The 17478-nt window shown below is 62.0% G+C and carries 17 protein-coding genes and 2 tRNA genes; 4 read left to right on the forward strand and 15 right to left on the reverse strand.

Going from position 1 to position 17478, the window contains the following annotated elements; genetic code table 11:
* Positions 1-232 precede the first annotated feature (232 nt).
* From K328_RS0117530 to K328_RS0117540, 3 genes are all read right to left on the reverse strand, one after another.
* Positions 233-616: a cupin domain-containing protein gene (locus K328_RS0117530; protein WP_028467082.1), complete on the reverse strand. Its 384-nt coding sequence runs from the start codon at positions 614-616 to the stop codon at positions 233-235.
* Between the two features lie 84 nt (positions 617-700).
* Positions 701-1537 carry a pantoate--beta-alanine ligase gene (gene panC, locus K328_RS0117535; RefSeq protein WP_028467083.1) on the reverse strand — a complete coding sequence of 279 codons (837 nt, stop codon included), beginning with the start codon at positions 1535-1537 and terminating at the stop codon, positions 701-703.
* 236 nt (positions 1538-1773) lie between these two features.
* Positions 1774-1849, reverse strand: a tRNA-Phe gene (locus K328_RS0117540).
* Positions 1850-2018: 169 nt separating this feature from the next.
* Here K328_RS0117540 and K328_RS0117545 point away from each other — a divergent pair.
* Both K328_RS0117545 and K328_RS0117550 read left to right on the forward strand, forming a co-directional pair.
* Positions 2019-3224, forward strand: coding sequence for a putative 2OG-Fe(II) oxygenase (locus K328_RS0117545; RefSeq protein ID WP_028467084.1), 1206 nt, complete (start codon positions 2019-2021; stop codon positions 3222-3224).
* Between the two features lie 3 nt (positions 3225-3227).
* A complete protein-coding gene (locus K328_RS0117550; protein ID WP_084608381.1) occupies positions 3228-5072 on the forward strand; it encodes a class I SAM-dependent methyltransferase in 1845 nt (614 codons plus the stop codon).
* 4 nt (positions 5073-5076) lie between these two features.
* Here the strand turns inward: K328_RS0117550 and K328_RS0117555 are convergent, their stop codons facing one another.
* The 11 genes from K328_RS0117555 to K328_RS0117605 all read right to left on the reverse strand — a co-directional run bounded on the left by K328_RS0117555 (position 5077) and on the right by K328_RS0117605 (position 12863).
* Positions 5077-5307, reverse strand: coding sequence for a DNA gyrase inhibitor YacG (locus tag K328_RS0117555; RefSeq protein ID WP_028467086.1), 231 nt, complete (start codon positions 5305-5307; stop codon positions 5077-5079).
* A gap of 17 nt (positions 5308-5324) precedes the next feature.
* The gene (locus tag K328_RS0117560; RefSeq protein ID WP_028467087.1) at positions 5325-6635 is read right to left on the reverse strand and encodes a ribonuclease E/G; all 1311 of its coding nucleotides are present in this window, start codon (positions 6633-6635) and stop codon (positions 5325-5327) included.
* Positions 6628-7248: a Maf family protein gene (locus K328_RS0117565; protein ID WP_051285054.1), complete on the reverse strand. Its 621-nt coding sequence runs from the start codon at positions 7246-7248 to the stop codon at positions 6628-6630. The genes K328_RS0117560 and K328_RS0117565 overlap by 8 nt, the downstream gene beginning before the upstream one ends.
* Before the next feature lie 19 nt (positions 7249-7267).
* Positions 7268-7486 carry a translation initiation factor IF-1 gene (gene infA, locus K328_RS0117570; RefSeq protein WP_028467089.1) on the reverse strand — a complete coding sequence of 73 codons (219 nt, stop codon included), beginning with the start codon at positions 7484-7486 and terminating at the stop codon, positions 7268-7270.
* Between the two features lie 96 nt (positions 7487-7582).
* Positions 7583-8083 (reverse strand): arsenate-mycothiol transferase ArsC, encoded by a 501-nt coding sequence (locus tag K328_RS0117575; RefSeq protein ID WP_156901453.1) that lies wholly within the window; start codon positions 8081-8083, stop codon positions 7583-7585.
* A gap of 7 nt (positions 8084-8090) precedes the next feature.
* Complete coding sequence (locus tag K328_RS0117580) at positions 8091-8615, reverse strand: UPF0262 family protein (protein WP_084608383.1); 525 nt, start codon at positions 8613-8615, stop codon at positions 8091-8093.
* A 13-nt stretch (positions 8616-8628) separates the two neighbouring features.
* Positions 8629-9930 carry a histidinol dehydrogenase gene (hisD, locus tag K328_RS0117585; protein ID WP_028467092.1) on the reverse strand — a complete coding sequence of 434 codons (1302 nt, stop codon included), beginning with the start codon at positions 9928-9930 and terminating at the stop codon, positions 8629-8631.
* Complete coding sequence (gene hisG, locus K328_RS0117590; protein WP_028467093.1) at positions 9920-10582, reverse strand: ATP phosphoribosyltransferase; 663 nt, start codon at positions 10580-10582, stop codon at positions 9920-9922. Before hisG ends, hisD begins: the two co-directional genes overlap by 11 nt.
* Positions 10583-10637: 55 nt before the next feature.
* On the reverse strand, positions 10638-11156 hold the full coding sequence (locus K328_RS0117595) for a DUF2948 family protein (protein WP_051285056.1): 519 nt from the start codon (positions 11154-11156) through the stop codon (positions 10638-10640).
* 12 nt (positions 11157-11168) lie between these two features.
* Positions 11169-12479, reverse strand: a complete 1311-nt coding sequence (gene murA, locus K328_RS0117600; protein ID WP_028467095.1) for a UDP-N-acetylglucosamine 1-carboxyvinyltransferase — start codon at positions 12477-12479, stop codon at positions 11169-11171.
* 204 nt (positions 12480-12683) lie between these two features.
* Complete coding sequence (locus K328_RS0117605) at positions 12684-12863, reverse strand: hypothetical protein (protein WP_028467096.1); 180 nt, start codon at positions 12861-12863, stop codon at positions 12684-12686.
* Positions 12864-12994: 131 nt separating this feature from the next.
* Between K328_RS0117605 and K328_RS0117610 the strand changes: the two genes are divergently transcribed.
* Both K328_RS0117610 and K328_RS24680 read left to right on the forward strand, forming a co-directional pair.
* Positions 12995-13069, forward strand: a tRNA-Thr gene (locus K328_RS0117610).
* A gap of 277 nt (positions 13070-13346) precedes the next feature.
* Entirely contained in the window at positions 13347-15143 is a 1797-nt protein-coding gene (locus tag K328_RS24680) for an ABC transporter ATP-binding protein (RefSeq protein WP_051285058.1), read from the forward strand.
* 105 nt (positions 15144-15248) lie between these two features.
* Here K328_RS24680 and K328_RS0117620 read toward each other — a convergent pair whose 3' ends face one another.
* Positions 15249-17354: an acetate--CoA ligase family protein gene (locus K328_RS0117620; RefSeq protein ID WP_028467097.1), complete on the reverse strand. Its 2106-nt coding sequence runs from the start codon at positions 17352-17354 to the stop codon at positions 15249-15251.
* Positions 17355-17478: the final 124 nt, after the last annotated feature.

A 17478-nucleotide genomic window follows, 5' to 3' on the forward strand; every position in this document is an offset into this window, starting at 1 on the left:
AATTGAATCTGAATTATCAGTAGTGGCGGGATGGCAACGATTCCAAACTCTATTGCGAACTTTGAGTGCGTGTCTCCTTGTCGAGGCGACGCATTATAATATTCATTAGCGTCTCTGTTTCCTGAATGAGTCGTCGCTTCTTGGTATGCAGATGCCAGCGGCTTGAGCCAAAGGTCCGATAAATTGGAAGGTCCTGGTTCTTCGCTGCATTAGCGGTCAGGTGAAATAACGTTCAATCGCTCGCGTCGAGGAACTGGTTCGGTTTGTGGAAGATGCTGAGCATGAGCGCGCCGTCCGGGGCACGCGCGACATGTCTGCTGCCCGTCGGCCGCCAGGCGTACTCTCCCGGGCCGATCGACCCTTGCTCGTCCTCGAGGCGGCCTTCAAGCATATAGGTCTGCTCGATTTCGACATGTTCATGGAAGGGGAGAACCGCTCCGGGCTCCCAGCGGAAGAGCGCCGTCATCAGGCCGGTCTCCTTGTCCTCCATCAAAATCTTCATGTCGACGCCTTCGAAGCGCGTCGGAGTCCAGGACAACCGCTCCGGGTCCACCATCCGCGAGTCGAGAGGTCCCAGCCCCGCATGGTCGGGATAGTTCGGCGTTTCGATAGCCATTGTGCTTCCTCCTCTTTGTTCGCTTGTTCGCGACTTTGAGGATGGAAGCATACCGCAAACGAACAGCGTGTGGCGCGAGTCCGATCAGATCCCCAGATTGTCGATCAGACGGCAGTTGCCCAGCAAGGCGGCGGCGAAGATCCGCAAATTCTCCGCAGGGGCTTCCGCTTGGGTGAAACTGTCCTGATCGCGAATGTCGATATAGATCACGTCGTCGAAACCGGCCGCGAGGGCGTCTTCGCGCGCTTTGGCCGCAGCGGCGCGCGGATTGGCACCGGCGCGGACGGCCTCGGCCGCCGCGATCATGGCGCGGTGAAGGGCCGGGGCGGTGCCCCTTTGTTCCGGATCGAGATAGGCATTGCGCGAGGACAAGGCCAGACCATCGGCTTCACGGACCGTCGGCGCCCCGAGAATCTCGATCGGCAGATCCAGGTCGCGGGCCATTGTTCGGATCACGGTCAGTTGCTGGAAGTCTTTCTCGCCGAAAATAGCGATGTCCGGAAGCGACTGGATGAGGAGCTTGGAGACCACGGTCGCCACCCCGGTGAAGAAGCCCGGCCGGCTCGCCCCTTCCATGACCTCGGAGATGTCGTGCACAATTACTTCTGTCTTGTAGCCGGCGGCATACATCTCGCCTGGATCCGGCATATAGACGGCATCGCAGCCCGCGGACATGAATTTGGCGAGATCCCCTTCCTCATCACGAGGGTAGGTCTCGAAATCCTCGTTTGGGCCGAACTGGCGCGGATTGACGAAGATTGTGGCAACACAGCGCTCGGCCCGTTCCAGACCAAGCCGGACCAGTGACAGGTGGCCTTCATGAACGGCCCCCATGGTCGGTGTCAGAGCGACTGTCTCGCCTGCGCGCTGCCACGCGGCCACCTGCGCGCGGAGCGCGGCTTTAGTGCGTATGACATCCATTTCTTGCTCCTTCGTCTCCGGGGATCCGGCATGGATGTTCTCATGACCCGGAAATCCAAGCTTTCCAACAGTTATGCTGCGATGCGGAAAAATCGGGCGTCGAAAATCTCCGACACGGCAACCGGTGCTGACTCAAGTTGTGCGAGGAATACGCGGATGCCGCGAAGCGGCTGGAGGCGACGCGCTATGCGAGCCTGATTTTGCGTAGATGATTGTGGCGATGGGGAAGGGAGTAGTGGTGCCCAGGGGCGGATTCGAACCACCGACACGCGGATTTTCAATCCGCTGCTCTACCAACTGAGCTACCTGGGCACACTGTCGATGCCGCCGCGCAAGCGCCGCAGAACCGACGAGAGGCAGGTGTATAGAAGATATCTTTGGGGCTGTCCAGCGCCCAATAAGTGCTTTTTTTCGTGGCCCGCTTGATGGCGCGGCACATCGGCGCTATCCAAGGATCAGCTTGCCGGGGAGTGGCGCACCAATGCAGTTATCCGAGGCTTTATCGCTCGCGATTTCACACCAGAATGCCGGCCGTGATCAGGCGGCTGCGGATATCTATGACCGGATTCTGGAAATCGACCCCGGCAATCCGCCTGCAGCCACGCTGCGCGCCCGGATTCACCTGAAACGGGGCGAGCTTGAAGATGCCGACAGACTGACATCTGCGGCGATCCGCAGCGCGCCGGACTTCATGCAGGCGTGGAATGCGCGCGGCGATGTTCTGGATGCCCGCCAGCAGCCGGATGCTGCGACGGCAGCCTGGCGTCGTTCCCTGATGACCGACCCGGCCAATACCGGCCCATTTGTCGGCATCGGCAATCAGTTACAGCTGGATAAGAAAACGGGTGCGGCGGCGCGCGCTTATGCCCGGGCACTGATTGGGCAGCCGGGAAATGTCGCGGCGGCGAACAATCTGGCCCAGGCATTGTTGATCGAAGGTGATGTGAAGGGCGCGTTGGTGGCGACGGAGCGTGTGCTGGAGCGTCACCCCACTCATGTCCGGGCGACGGCCTACCAATCCATAGCACTTGAGGAACTCGGGCGGTATGACGAGGTTGACCGGTTGATCGCCCAAGGCAACGCGACCCGACCAATCCGCTTCCCCGTGCCTGCAGGTTATGCGGATCACGCGGAGTTCAACGCGGCGCTGTCTGAGGAAATACGCAACCACCCGAATATCTCCGGCGAGCTTGATCCGCTGCGCCGGGCGATCCGGGGCGGCGCCTTTGTGCCGCAGCTCTTTGACCATAAAGGCCCGGCCATTGCCGCGTTCGAGCGTATGCTGTCGGAAGGCCTCAATGAGTATATCGCCGGTTTGGCGAAGGACCGGTCGCATCCATTCTTCGCCCGTATTCCGGAGCGCTATGCCGTCAATATCTGGGCCAATATCCTTGGCGACGAAGGGCATCAGAGCGCCCATATCCATAATGCGGGCTGGCTCAGCGGGACCTATTACGCGGCAATCCCGGAGACGGTGTCGCCTGACGATGAGGAGCGGGCAGGGTGGCTGGAGTTCAATCGGCCGGGCTATGGCATTCCCCATCGCGGCACGCGTCCGCTCGACGCGGTCTGTCCGGAACTTGGCATGGCTGTGGTCTTTCCCTCCTATGTCTGGCACAGCACGGTGCCGTTCCGGGGCGGCGGAGAGCGGATCAGCATTGCATTCGACCTGCATGTCGATGACTGAGCAATGATGGTCTCCGATCCGATGGTGCGGCTGCGCGAGGCATCGGCCTTGATGCGGCAGGGGCGCGCTGGAGCGGCGGCCGAGATCTTCGCCGAGGTTGCGCGCGCCAACCCCCGTCAGCCGGAACTCCAGAACAATCTCGGGGTTGCATTGAAAGCAGCCGGGCGCCTGAAAGAGGCGGCGCAAGCTTATCGCCGCGCCCTCAAGCTTGCGCCGGACTATGCCGTTGCGGAGGGCAATCTCGCGCGGGTGCTGGGCGCGCTCGGCGATGGTGCCGGAGCGGTGCGGCATTTCGAAAGCGCACACCGGCGTGCCCCCGACGCAGGGTATCTGGTGGAGATGCTGGATGCGCTTGCCAGTCTGCGCTTCACAAGCCCGGATGCAAAAACGAAGGCTCTGATGTCCAGCCTGTTTGCACGTCGGGATATTGATCTGCAGCGGCTGGCTCCGGCTGCCTTATCCCTTGTGCTCGCGAATAAAGCCTATGCCAAAGGAGCGGACACGGCCTGGCGCTGGCTACGCGAGGATGGTGATGTCCCTCCGCCTTTTCCAGATGATCCGTTGCTGGAGCTTCTGCTTGTCTGGACCACGCTGCCTGATCCACGGCTGGAAGCCTGGATGACCGCAGAGCGTCGTCGGTTGATGCTCGAAGGAGTGGGCGCGGCGAAAACAGGCACGCTTGCCGCTCTGGCGTTGCAGGCGATGACTGCGGAATATGCCTGGATGGAAGCGGCGGATGAATCCCAGGCGGTAGCCGCGTTTCTTTCACAGGATGCGCTTAACCTGGAACAAGCGCTGTTGATTACCCTGTACCGGGATCCGGCGAGCATTCCGGCCGCGATCAAAGCTCTGAGGGATGGCGCAGAGGGCGGCACGGCAGCGCTCGTATTCGAGCGAGCGGTCACGGAGCCGACGGCGGAAAAGGTGCTGGCGGGCGCACTGCCCGCGCTGACCCCGATGGGCGAGGATGCGACTTCGGAGAGGGTGCGCGATCAGTACGAGATCCATCCTTATCCGCGTTGGCGCAGTGTCGACGGCCAGATCCGGCGCAAACCGCTGGATGCTCATCTTCGTGAGCGCTTTCCGGCCATCCGGTTTGACAGCATCGATACGGCCCGTCCAAGGCTGCTGGTTGCCGGTTGTGGTACCGGGCGGCATGCAATCCAGACAGCGGCGCGTTACGAGGGCGTCGAGGTCACGGCTATCGATCTCAGCCGCCGGTCGCTCGGCTATGCGGCGCGCATGGCAGAGGGGCTGGGGCGCACGAACATCCGCTTCGCCCAGGCCGATATTCTGGGACTGGGCGCCCTCGAGGAGCGTTTCGATGTGATCGAGTGCTCCGGCGTGCTGCACCATATGGCGGACCCGATGGCGGGCTGGAAAGCCCTGCGCGGTTTGCTGAAGCCGGGCGGCCTTATGCGGGTCGCGCTTTACAGTGACATCGCCCGTGCCCGTTTCGCCAAATTGCAGGCAGAGATCGAGGCTAAAGATGAAGCCGGGATTTCGGCGGAGATTCGTCGTCGTCGGAACGAGATTCTGAAACTCGGGGAAGACGACCCGGCCGCTATTGTCTGGCAGACCGGTGATTTCTACTCTCTGAGCGGCTGCCGGGACCTGCTCTTTCACCGGCGCGAGGTGCGCTATGGCTGGCCGGAAATCGGTGCGGCTATTGCGGAGCTGGATTTGAATCTGGTTGGGGTCGAAACTGCGACGGCGGCTCTGAAGGCACTTTACCGGGAGCGGTTTCCGAACGATCCGGCGGCAACGAGCCCGGCCAACTGGGATGTGCTTGAGCGGGAATACCCGGACAGTTTTCTGGCGATGTACCAGTTCTGGTGTCAGGCCTGACGCGCTAGCGGTCTTTGCGTTCTTCCATTGCCCGGGCGAGATCGAGCAACTCACCTTCGTCGGGAACCTCGTTTGTCTGCAGCCGGTAATCGCCACCGAGCCAGCGGCCGAGATCGATGGTCTTGCAACGGTCCGAACAGAATGGCCGGAATTCGGTCACCATCGGTTTGCCGCAGATCGCGCAGCCGGCCTTGCGCTTGCGCTTCTTTTTGTCGAACGTGCTGATATCGCCCATGGACCCGTTCCCCCGTTTTATCGCCGCGCCGGGCCGATTTCGATCTGGTCCAGCCGGAATGCCGGATCGGGCGTCAGTTTCAGGAAACCGCCCAGTTTGTCTTTTGTCTCTCCGAGAGCCTTGCGTCCGGGTCCGTCAAGCCAGTCCGCTACGTCCTGAGCGCAGATCATTTCCGGCTGCGCGATGCCCTGCGTTTCACGCAGCAGCCGGCGCAATGCTTCAAGCGCAATCGTGGCGGCGCGCGGGTGCTGCTCGACGGGGCGCATCATATCGTCGCGCAGCGACCGTCCGGTCCGGGTCACGGTGATTTCCAGCACACCGCTCCGGGTCCAGCCGAGCACCTGCGGAGGTTGTTCCTGCATCAGGGACGGCCAGTCCTCAAAAGCGGCCTGCATCGCTTCAGCGACACGGTCCCGGTCCGATTTCAGCGGAAGTTTCGGGAAATCCACCAGAACAAGGCCTGAGAGGCGGCGTAGCCGGATCTCGGCGGCAAGGTCTCCGGTCATGCCTTCGAAAAGCTGGGGCCAGGCCTTCAGGCTGGCCGAAGCCCCCGCGATGTCTACGTCGATGGCGACCAGTGCTTCTGTCTCGTCGAAGGTGAGCGCAATGCCATTGGAGAGTTGCAGGCGGCGTGCAAGCGCCCGGTCGATCTGGCTGTCGATATCCTCTTCAACGAAGAGCGATCCGTTACTGCTTTCCGCAAGCGCGGCGCTGGGGAAGGCTGTTCGGATCCGGGACTCAAGGTCAGGTGCCGCACGTACAATTTTAGGGCCGTCGCCTGCGGCAAGCGCATCGTCGACCGCTTTCCATTCGGTCAGCAGCGCGGTCAGGTCGGTAATCAGCTGAATATCGTCGGCTTCGGCGGCTTTTGCTGAGACCAGCAGGCCGATGTCGGGTGGCAGGAGTGGCTGCAAAAGGGCTTTCAGCCGTTCCCGCTTGCCTTTGGCTTTGAGTGTGCCGGCGATTGCAAATTCGGGCTCGTCCGGCCGCAGACTGACAAACCGTCCCGCAAGCACGATCTGCCGTGCTGCCTGAGGCTGTTTGCGCCCTGCGGCGTCGGTCGTCACCGTAACGGCGACGAGTGAACCTTCCGGCGGCGGCGCCTTCTTGCCGAGCTTCAGGAACGCCTCGCCATGGCCGAGATCGACGAAGGCTGCGTTCAGCTCTGGCCGGACGGCGGTAACGCGGGCAATAACGATTTCGCCGGCCCGCCGGGCCGCGCCACCAATACGGTCGATCCATAGGTCGGTCAGTGTGCCGTCCGCGAGCCCGGCAATCCGGGTCTCGCCAGGCGAGCGGTCGATGATCAGGCGGTCGGGGTCATGCATGGCTCCCACCGTAGCGGAAGCCGAGCCCGGCCAAAAGAGCATGGGTTTCATAAAGGTCGAGGCCGACCACGTTCGAATGGGAACCGGAGAGCATGCGGATATAGATCGCTGCCATGCCCTGAATGGCATAGCCGCCAGCCTTGCCGTCCCATTCGCCGGACGCGATATAGCTGTCGATTTCCATGTCGGTCAGCCGTTTGAAGGCGACCGTCGTGGTGGCGATCCGGCTGCGTGTCTCACCACCGGGTGCGATCAGCCGAATTGCACCGATGACCTTGTGACGGCGGCCGGAAAGGTGCCCGAGGCATTTGCGAGCCTCGGCCTCTGTCTCGGCTTTAGGCAGGATTCGGCGCCCGCTGGCGACAACGGTGTCGGCGGCCAGAATGAAAGCATCAGGATGCGCGGCTGCGACCGTGTTGGCCTTTTCCCAGGCAACGCGTTCGGCATAGGCATCCGGCAATTCGCGGGGCTTCGGGGTCTCGTCGATATCGGCGGGACTGACGGCATCTGGGACAAGCCCGATGCGGGCGAGCAGATCCAGCCTTCGCGGCGAGGCGGAGGCCAAAACGAAATGCGCGCCGGAAGGGGCGCGCAATCGAAGGGGGCCAGACATGGCCGTCACCTCTGAAGAGTTACTTGAAGCGGAAAGTGATACGACCTTTGGTCAGATCGTACGGGGTCATTTCCACGTTCACCCGATCACCGGCCAAAACCCGGATCCGGTTCTTGCGCATCTTGCCGCTGGTATGGGCGAGCACTTCGTGTTCATTGTCCAGCTTCACCCGGAACATAGCGTTCGGAAGGAGTTCCGAAACGGTCCCGGAAAATTCAATAACGTCTTCTTTCGGCATTCCTGCTCCTTCAAGTCTTAAAAGTCGGGCAACTAAGTGCGCCGTGGAGTGCAGCGGGTCAAGGCCTTTTCTGAGCATGACCGGGCTGCGCACGGGTTATTCAGCTGTTTTGTTTTCATCCAGCAGCGCCGCGAACCGCTTCCTGATGCGCCGCATCAGCTCATCGCGAACCTGCCGGTACGCGTCGAGACGCACGTCACGCGAGCCTTCGATGATGGTGGCGTCCAGCATTGGCCAATATTCGATATCGCACGCCATTGTCCGTGTCATTTCGATGGCCCGGTGTTGTGCTTCCGGTGACAGCGAGACGATGACATCGAAGAAATCGTCCTCCATCTGATCGAAACTCTTCGGCGCGTGGCGCGAGATATCGATACCGACTTCCTTCAGAACCTCGACTGCAAAGGGATCGAGATCGCCATTCCGCACGCCGCAGGAATCCACATAGGCCTTCATGCCGATCAGATGCTTCATGATCGCTTCGGCCATGGGTGAGCGGACGGCGTTCTGGGTGCAGGCGAACAAGACCGCGCTCGGCTCATCGATGGGCTCGCCCAGAGGTGACGGGGCGTCGGGGGGTGAGGGGCGATCCGTCATGTCCGGCTCAGCCCCGGATATGAAGAACGCAGATGAGGGTAAAGAGCCGCCGGGCGGTATCAAAATCGATATCGACCTTGCCGGACAGCCGTTCCATCAGAAGCGTCGAGCCATCGTTATGAAGTCCGCGCCGCCCCATGTCGATGGCCTCGATCTGGGACGGGTTCAGCCTTTTGATGGCGTCGTAATAGCTCTCGCAGATCTTGAAATAGTCCCGTACCACGCGGCGGAACGGCGACATCGCGAGCCAGATCTGGTAATTGCCACCCCGCTCCGGGTCGGTGATGTCGAACAGCAGGCGATTTTCCTCGATCCGCAATCTCAGCTCGTAGGGACCGCCCTGATCGTCGCCGGCCGGGGCAAAGCAGTTATCTTCCAGCAGGTCGTAGATTGCGACGGCGCGCTCGTGCTCGACCTCGGGACTGCGCCGGATTACGGCCGGTTCATCAAGCTCGATCTTGGAAATGCGGGCATTGGCGCGGCCCGCATCCTCGTCTTCCTCGATCGGGCCGTCGCCGAAATCGCGCGCCATGGCTTGATGCCGCCTACTCGGCGGCTGCTCCAAGACGGATAGCGACGGAACGAGCGTGGGCGCCGAGCCCTTCCGCTTCCGCCAGGGTTACGGCGGCCGGGCCGATCGCGGCGAGACTGGCCGGATCGCATTTCACCCAGGTGGTCCGCTTCAGGAAATCCAGCACGCCAAGGCCGGAGGAAAAGCGCGCGGTCCGAGCCGTCGGCAGCACATGGTTCGGGCCGGCGACATAATCGCCGATGGCTTCCGGTGTGTGGCGGCCAAGGAACATGGCCCCCGCGTGGCGGATCTTCGCTGCCATGGCATCCGGATCGGAGACGGCAAGCTCCAGATGCTCCGGTGCCAGCCGGTCCACCAATGGGATTGCGTCCTCAAGATCCTCGACCACAATGACCGCACCATGGTTGTTCCAGCTCGCGGCCGCGATATTGGCGCGGGGCAGGGTGGAAAGATGCTCGGAAATCGCCGCCTCGACCTTGCCGGCGAATTCAGCGTCGTCGGTAATCAGGATCGACTGGGCAACCTCGTCATGTTCTGCCTGGGACAGCAGATCGATGGCGATCCATGAAGGATCGTTCTCGGCATCCGCGACCACCAGGATTTCCGACGGGCCGGCGATGGAGTCGATGCCGACCTTGCCGAACACCTGACGCTTGGCCGCGGCGACATATGCGTTGCCGGGGCCGATGATCTTGTCGACCGGCTTTATGCTCTCGGTGCCGTAAGCCATCGCGGCCACGGCCTGAGCGCCGCCCACCCGGTAAATCTCGGTAATCCCGCCAAGCTCGGCGGCGGCAAGCACCAGCGGATTGATCTCGTTACCCGGTGTCGGCACCATCATGACCCGGCGTGGCACGCCCGCGACCTTGGCCGGCATGGCGTTCATCAGCACGGAGCTCGGATAAGCGGCCTTGCCGCCCGGCACATAGAGGCCGACCGCATCAACCGGGGTATGCCGCAGGCCGAGGCCAACGCCGTCCGCATCCGTATAGTCGATGCTTTCCGGCAGTTGCGCCTTGTGAAAAGCCTCGATCCGCTCCGCTGCCTTTTCCAGTGCGGCAAGTGTCCCGGCGGAACAGGCGGAACGCGCGCGTGCGATTTCTTCGGCCGAGATGGCAATCCCAGTTTCCGCCAGATCGATATTGTCGAACTTGCGGCTGAGATCGATCAGCGCGGCGTCGCCGCGTGCGATTACATCGGCGATAATACCGGCGACGGTATCGGAGACATCGCTGTCGGTTTCCCGCTTGGAACCGACCAGCTCTTCGAATGCGCCATCGAAATCCGGCGCACCGGCAATCAGTTTACGCGGCAAGGGCTGCCTCCCCGATGCGATCGACCAGATCCTTCACAGGGCCCGGCCGAGTTTTCAGGGCGGCCCGGTTGACGGCAAGGCGGGCACTGACGGCGGCGATCTGTTCGACCTCGACCAGCCCGTTTGCCTTCAGGGTGGAGCCGGTCTCGACCAGATCCACAATGCGGCGGCAAAGGCCGAGACCCGGCGCCAGCTCCATGGCGCCGTTCAGCTTGATGCATTCCGCCTGCACGCCACGGGCGGCGAAGTGGCGCCTGGTGACGTTCGGGTATTTCGTGGCGATCCGGAGGTGGCTCCAGTGCTGCGGGTTCTCTTTCGCGGCAAGCTCCGCCGGCTCGGCAACGGCAAGGCGGCAGTGCCCGACATTGAGGTCGACCGGCGCATAGATTTCCGGATGGTCGAATTCCATCAGCACATCGCTGCCGGCAATGGCGAGATGAGCGGCGCCGAAGGCGAGGAAGGTCGCCGTGTCGAAACTGCGCACGCGGATGACTTCAAGATCCGCCTGATTGGTATGAAACTGAAGGCGCCGGGAAGATTCGTTGAAAAAATCGTCCTCAAGCTCAATCCCCGCCCGCTTTAGAATGGGCGTGATGGCCTTCAGGATCCGGCCCTTCGGCAGGGCGAGGATCAGTGGCTGGTTCGCGGTCACCGCGTCTCTCCTGTTTTAGCCCGACAGCCGCCGCCGTGCCCGGCTGGCCGTTCGATCAGGCGCCCGAGGCTTCGTCCGCCGGAGCCGTCTCATCGTCGGAATCGGGATGGGACGGGGTGAAGACGGTCGGCCAAGGCTCGCCGAGGTCCTCGATATGGCACAGGATGCGGTCAACTGCGAGTCGAATGGTCACGTTGTCGGCAAAGGCGAGGTCAATCTGTCCCGGCGATGCGTGTATGGTGAGCAGGTTCAGGATGCGCTCCCGCTTGCCCCGATCAAGGCCATGGGTGCGGACCGCGCCGACCCCTTCGAAACGGATGCCACAATGCACTCTCTCGCTGTAGAGCGTGTCGCCGTCAGCGGGGACCGTATCTGCTGATGGCGCGGTCTCCCACTTGTAGCGCTGGACGACCATGGCAAAACGGCCGTCCTTTTCCTCGAACGTCATCTCACGGACCGGCAACAGGGCGTCCTGCAGCAAACTCGCTGCCACAGCCAGATCTTCGGCATCCTCAGCCCGGACCCGGAACGGCTTGTCGCCCACTTCAAGCAGGCTGATGTCTCTGGGTGCCATAGGTCCTGCCAATCAGACGGTTTCTTCTTCCGCGGGTGCGTCCGCATTCGTCGTGACACGGCGAATGTTGGCGCCGCAGGCGCTCAGTTTCTCGACCAGATTCTCATACCCGCGGTCGAGATGATAGATCCTGTTCACTTCCGTCTCGCCGTCCGCCGCCATGGCGGCGAGCACGAGACTGACCGATGCGCGCAGATCCGTTGCCATCACCGGCGCGCCGATCAGGCGGTCGACCCCGCGCACCAGGGCGGAGGAGTGATGCACATTGATGTTCGCACCCATGCGGGCCAGCTCGGGCACATGCATGAAGCGGTTCTCGAAAATCGTTTCGGTGATCATGGAGGCACCGTTCGCGACGCTCATCAAGGTCATGAACTGGGCCTGCAGATCGGTCGGGAAGCCCGGGAAGGGTTCGGTCATGACGTCGACGCCCTTGAGCCCGCCGCGTTTCGCCGAGACCCGGATGGAGCGTTCGCCTTCCTCGATGGTGACGCCGGCCTCACGCAGGATCTCGAAGACGCTTTCGAGCAGGCCTGAGCGGGTATTGGTCAGCTCGACATCGCCGCCGGTGATGGCTGCGGCCATGACATAGGTGCCGGTCTCGATCCGGTCCGGCACCACCTTATGGACAGCGCCGCCGAGTTTATCTTTTCCCTGGATGCGGATGGTATCGGTGCCGTGACCCTCGATTTCCGCGCCCATGGCGATCAGGCATTCGGCAAGGTCGGTGATTTCCGGCTCGCGCGCCGCATTGACCAGGATGCTCTCCCCGTCCGCGAGGCAGGCTGCCATCAGCAGGTTTTCGGTGGCGCCAACGGAAACGACAGGGAACACCACACGGCCGCCATGCAGACGCCCGGACGGGACTTGCGCTTTCACATAGCCGCCTTCCAGGGCGACTTCCGCGCCGAGCTCGGCAAGGCCTTTCAGGTGCAGGTCTACCGGCCGGTTGCCGATAGCGCAGCCGCCGGGCAGCGACACTGTGGCCTGTCCTTCCCGGGCCAGCAGTGGGCCGAGCACCAGGACGGAGGCCCGCATCTTGCGCACAAGGTCATACGGCGCCGTGGTGCTTTCGATGGTCTTTGCATGGAAGTCGACTGTCTGCCCGCCGCTTGCCTCGTCCTGGGTCTTGCGCTTCACGCCGTGCTGATCCAGCAGGGCTGCCATGGAGTGGATGTCGGCAAGCTTGGGCATGTTGGTCAGGGTGACCGGCTGGTCCGTGAGCAAGGTTGCTGCCATCAACGGCAATGCGGCGTTCTTCGCTCCGCTGATCGGAATCTGCCCTTTGAGCGGCGTGCCGCCCCTGATCACCAATTTGTCCATCAAGGTCCCCAGTTTTCATGCGGGCCGATCCGATCCAATCCGAACGGCACCGATCCCCGATTTGTTTTACTTTATCCCCGCACGCTCTCACAAGCCCGCGTAAGCAGAGCTTTTACCGAGAATGCGGCAGGATTTTGGGCCTTTTGCAGTGGCGGCGATTAAATCACGGCCTGTCAGGGGCGTTGCCCCTCGGACAGCCGTGCGTCACTGCGCGTTATCTTTCTTTGCGCCGGATGAAGACGCGTCAGCTTCGTCAGTGCGCTGGCGTGCCTGGGCCTTGCGGCGGTGCAGATTCGCACGCAGCGCGGCGGCGCGGCGCTCGGCGCGCAGATCAGCCTCGGTCTTCTGGTCGCCCGAAGCGGCTGTTTTCGGGGGCTTTGCCATGGCCGGAGAATGCCGCGAGAGGGTCGTGATTTCCAGTCAAGAAACGTACTTGCACCTCAGGAGTCCCTGTGGCATGTTCCGCCGCGCTTTGCGAGGGGCCTTCCTCGCTGCAGGCTTTTTCGCCGCAAGATGCTGCCGTAGCTCAGGGGTAGAGCACTCCCTTGGTAAGGGAGAGGTCGAGTGTTCAAATCACTCCGGCAGCACCATTCCTTTCAAAAACTTAGATAGCGTTTGCCGATCTTCTCCAGCGTAGTAACGCGAGAATAGTTCGGGGAATACCGGCGACGAGCCGTGAAAAATCCATTCTCGCAAAGATCTGGGATTTTTTCCTGCACGGCGCAGTACGCCGTTGATCGTATGGAGTGATCGGCTGGCATCCGTGACAGATGCGGAGACGCCTGTTAATGACAATTCTGCGGCCGCCCCAATTCCGATTCCTCGGGTTAACGGTTCCTCATTCACACATACGACAAGGCTCACGCCGTGACCGATCTGCTGAAGCGCTTCGCTGCCTATTATCGACCGCATCGGGGCCTGTTCGCGCTCGATTTTTCCAGTGCGGTGGTGGCCGGGGTGCTGGAGCTGGCTTTTCCGATCGCGGTAACGATCTTCATCGACCGGCTGCTGCCGACCAACCAGCTCGGGCTGATCTCGCTCGCGGCGCTGGGCTTGCTTCTCATCTATATGCTGAATGCCGGGCTCCAGGTCATCGTCACCTATTGGGGGCATATGCTGGGCATCAAGATCGAAACGGAGATGCGGCGGAAAGCCTTCGATCATCTTCAGAAGCTGTCCTTCGGGTTCTTCGACAACCAGAAGACCGGCCATCTGGTGGCGCGGCTGACCAAGGACCTGGAAGAGATCGGCGAGGTGGCCCATCACGGCCCCGAGGATCTGTTCATTGCGCTGATGACATTGATCGGTGCTTTCGTGCTGATGCTCTGGGTGCATGTGCCGTTGGCGATCCTGACGGCCCTGATCGTCCCGCTGACGGCATGGGTGACGACACGTTACGGCCGACGGATGACCAGGACATGGCATGCGCTCTACGGCCGGGTCGCTGACTTCAATGCCCGCATTGAGGAGAATATCGGCGGCATTCGTGTGGTGCAGGCCTTCACCAACGAAGATCACGAACGCAAGCTGTTTGCCGAGAACAATGCCGGTTACCTCACCACCAAACTCGAAGCCTACAAGGTGATGGCGGCCTCGATGTCGCTCTCTTACCTGTCCATGCGTTTCGTGCAGGTCGTGGTCATGTTGGCCGGCGCCTGGTTCGTCGTGCATGAGGAACTTACGGCAGGCGGTTTCGTCGGCTTTCTGTTGTTGATTGGCGTGTTCTTCCGGCCGGTAGAGAAGATCAACTCGGTCATCGAAACCTATCCGAAGGGCTTCGCCGGGTTCCAGCGCTACGCGCAGTTTCTCGACACTCGGCCAGACATCACAAACCGCTCCGATGCGCAAACCGTCGACCGTCTCAAGGGTGATATCGAATATCGTGCCGTGCGGTTCGACTATCAGCCGGGCTCGCCGGTCTTCGAGGATCTGAGTCTTTCCATCAAGGCGGGGGAGACCATCGCCTTTGTCGGCCCTTCCGGGGCAGGCAAGACGACGATTTGTTCGTTGCTGCCGCGCTTTTATGAGATCAGCGGTGGATCGATCACCATCGACGGTATCGACACCGGCGCCCTGACACTGAAATCGTTGCGCTCCAATATCGGCATCGTGCAGCAGGATGTCTTCCTGTTCGCCGGTACAATCCGGGAAAACATCGCCTATGGCAAACTGGACGCGGCAGAGGAAGAGATCGCAGAAGCGGTGCGGCGTGCCCGGCTCGACGATGTGATCGCGGGGCTCCCTAATGGTCTCGACACCGTCATCGGCGAGCGCGGGGTGAAACTCTCCGGCGGGCAGAAGCAAAGACTGGCCATTGCCCGGATATTCCTGAAGAACCCGCCGATCCTGATTCTTGATGAGGCAACCTCTGCCCTCGACACCGAGACAGAGCGCGCCATTCAGCAATCGCTGGCCGAACTTTCCGACGGCCGCACGACGCTAGTGATCGCCCACCGCCTGGCAACGATCGTTAATGCCGACCGTATCCTCGTCATTGAAGAAGGTCGTATTATTGAAGAGGGCAGCCACGCGGAGCTGCTCGCCCGCCCGCACGGCCGCTACCGCAGTCTACATGCGGTCCAGACGGGTGATGGCCCGGCAGAGGCGGCGAGTGCCAATGATCAGGCTCTGACCGCGTCCCTCGGAGCGCTGGCCGGAGAATAGCTAAAAACGACAATTTTTCTTATGGACTTATGCGCCCTCAAGGCCGTTTTTCTGATCGGAGCCTAGGAGGCGGGAAGTACTGTGTGCTGGGCATGAACCTGCCGATCAAGCCTCTCTTTTGGAACTCCTTATAAGCGCGTCCAGCCGCACGATACCGGCATTTTCCTTTTTGATGAGCACCGGGTTTATCTCGGCTTCCTCGATACGCTCGTCAAGGGCCAGCAGGGAGAGCGCGGCGACCGCTTCGGCGAGCGCCTCCAGATCGCCTTTCGGGCGTCCCCGAAACCCGCGAAGTAACTCAAAACCTTTCACCTCGTGGATCATCTCCCGGGCGCTTTCAAGCGTTACTGGTGCCGGGCGCACAGCGCTATCGCAATAGATCTCCGTCATCACGCCGCCCATGGCGACGGTGACCACAGGTCCGGCGACAGGGTCGCGGGACAGGCCGATCAGGGCCTCGCCAAGGCCTTGGGCGAGCTCCTGGAGGAGGATGCCGGTGAGCCTGAAACCAGGATGATAATCATCGGCGGACGCCCGCATTTCGGCAATGGCGGTGACGAGTTCCGCACGGTCCGCGATGCCGACCCTGATGGCGCCAGCGTCGGTTTTGTGGGGCAGGTCCGGCGAGACCAGCTTGGCGACAAGCGGATAGGCGAGAGGAAGAGTGTCCGGCGCCGTCATTTCCGGATCGAGGACGATCTGAGCGGGCCCCTTCAGCCCGAGCGCATCGAAAACGGCGCCTGAAGCGACCTCATCCGCTGTTCCGGGTGCGAGTTCTGCGATCAACCGCGTCGCTTGCATGGGTAAGGCAGACGTTGGTCGATCGGCGGGAGCGGCATCCGTCATCAGCATGGCAATTGTCTCGGCGCAGCTTTCGACGGTACGGAAGGTTGGCACTCCGCCGGCTTCCAGCAGGCGCATGCTGTCCGGTGCGTGCGGCAGCGGGAAGGCCAGCACCGGTGCGGCGTCCGCGGGCGCTTCGGCAACGGCATCGGCGATGGGCTTTACTGCAAGCTCCGGGTCGAATTGGGCGGACGAGCCGATAGCGACGATCAGCACGCCGGTTTCCGGGTCTCTGATTAAAGTCGAGACGGCTTCTTTCATTACCTCGTAACGGGCACCGGCAAGGGTTACGTCGACCAGTTTGCCGTGCCCGCACGGGATCTTGTGTTCATTGAAATGCGCGCGGGTTGCCGCACTGGCGCCGGCGATGGTCACGCCGCGTGCACTGAGCTGATCCACCACCATGGCCCCGCCGCCGCCGGTCGTTGCGATCACGGTCGCACTCTTCGGGCGCCCGGGTTTAAGGCGGGCCTTGAAGAGGGCGCCGGGGGCTTCAAGCAATGTTTCCAACTGGTCGGCCTTGCGGATGCCGATACCGCGCAGCAGGGCATCGGCCGCCTCGGTCGAGCCGGTGAGAGCGCCGGTATGGGAGACCGAAAGCGCCTGGCCTTCCTCCGATTTGCCGATCATGTAGGCGACCACGGGTTTCTCTGCTGCGTGGGCCTTCGCTGCGAACCGGCCGAGTGCTTCCCGGTCACGGATGGTTTCCATGAACAAGAGGAAACCGTCGATTTCCGGATGATCGACCAGGATCTCGCCAATTGCGCCGATACCCGATGCCGCCTCATTGCCGACCGAGACAAAAGTCGAGAAGTCGATGCCCCGTGCCGCCCCCCGGCTGAGCAGGGTGCCGATGACGCTGCCGCTCTGGGAAATCACGGCGAGCCGGCCACGGCCGATTTCCTCGGCTCCAAAGGCCGCATTCGTTGTTGCGGCAAAACCGGAAGGGGTGTGCACGACGCCCATCGAGTTCGGGCCGATCAGCAGCATGCCCGCCTCGCGGGCAATGCGCTGGACTTCGGCCTGGCGCCGTTCGCCTTCTTCCCCGGCCTCGGCAAATCCGTCGGCGAGAATGGCGGCAACCTTCACGCCCGCCGCCGCGCAATCCTTGAGGGCCTCAATGGCCGGATCGGCATCGACCAGAATGTAGGCGAAATCCACTTTCTCCGGGATGGCGCTGACCGATGGCCAGGCTTTCTCGCCGAGTACCGTTTCGCGAGCGGGGTTCACCGGGTAGATCCGGCCTGCATAACCATGGCGGCGCAGAAAACGCATCGGGCGCGCGGTGAGCTTGCCTTCCGAGTTCGAGGCGCCTACCAGGGCAATGGAGGCCGGGGAAACGAGAGCGCCAAGCAAAGTGTCGCGCATGAATTTATTCCGATCGGGGGCAGAAGTGAGGATAGCTCAGGAGTAACCTCAATCATGCAGCGGCATTAGGATCAATGACAAGCTGCTCTCCCGTCTGGCAGAATCCTTCTGCCAACTTTTCCTC

The organism is Nisaea denitrificans DSM 18348, from assembly GCF_000426505.1.
In the GTDB taxonomy this organism is placed as follows: Bacteria; Pseudomonadota; Alphaproteobacteria; order Thalassobaculales; family Thalassobaculaceae; genus Nisaea; species Nisaea denitrificans.

Bases quoted from the DNA above. Each gene is read 5' to 3' on its own strand.
- K328_RS0117530 (WP_028467082.1), bottom strand. From the start codon at position 616: ATGGCTATCGAAACGCCGAACTATCCCGACCATGCGGGGCTGGGACCT.
- panC (WP_028467083.1), bottom strand. From the start codon at position 1,537: ATGGATGTCATACGCACTAAAGCCGCGCTCCGCGCGCAGGTGGCCGCG.
- K328_RS0117545 (WP_028467084.1), top strand. From the start codon at position 2,019: ATGCAGTTATCCGAGGCTTTATCGCTCGCGATTTCACACCAGAATGCC.
- K328_RS0117550 (WP_084608381.1), top strand. From the start codon at position 3,228: ATGATGGTCTCCGATCCGATGGTGCGGCTGCGCGAGGCATCGGCCTTG.
- K328_RS0117555 (WP_028467086.1), bottom strand. From the start codon at position 5,307: ATGGGCGATATCAGCACGTTCGACAAAAAGAAGCGCAAGCGCAAGGCC.
- K328_RS0117560 (WP_028467087.1), bottom strand. From the start codon at position 6,635: ATGCATGACCCCGACCGCCTGATCATCGACCGCTCGCCTGGCGAGACC.
- K328_RS0117565 (WP_051285054.1), bottom strand. From the start codon at position 7,248: ATGTCTGGCCCCCTTCGATTGCGCGCCCCTTCCGGCGCGCATTTCGTT.
- infA (WP_028467089.1), bottom strand. From the start codon at position 7,486: ATGCCGAAAGAAGACGTTATTGAATTTTCCGGGACCGTTTCGGAACTC.
- K328_RS0117575 (WP_156901453.1), bottom strand. From the start codon at position 8,083: ATGACGGATCGCCCCTCACCCCCCGACGCCCCGTCACCTCTGGGCGAG.
- K328_RS0117580 (WP_084608383.1), bottom strand. From the start codon at position 8,615: ATGGCGCGCGATTTCGGCGACGGCCCGATCGAGGAAGACGAGGATGCG.
- K328_RS0117595 (WP_051285056.1), bottom strand. From the start codon at position 11,156: ATGGCACCCAGAGACATCAGCCTGCTTGAAGTGGGCGACAAGCCGTTC.
- murA (WP_028467095.1), bottom strand. From the start codon at position 12,479: ATGGACAAATTGGTGATCAGGGGCGGCACGCCGCTCAAAGGGCAGATT.
- K328_RS0117605 (WP_028467096.1), bottom strand. From the start codon at position 12,863: ATGGCAAAGCCCCCGAAAACAGCCGCTTCGGGCGACCAGAAGACCGAG.
- K328_RS0117620 (WP_028467097.1), bottom strand. From the start codon at position 17,354: ATGCGCGACACTTTGCTTGGCGCTCTCGTTTCCCCGGCCTCCATTGCC.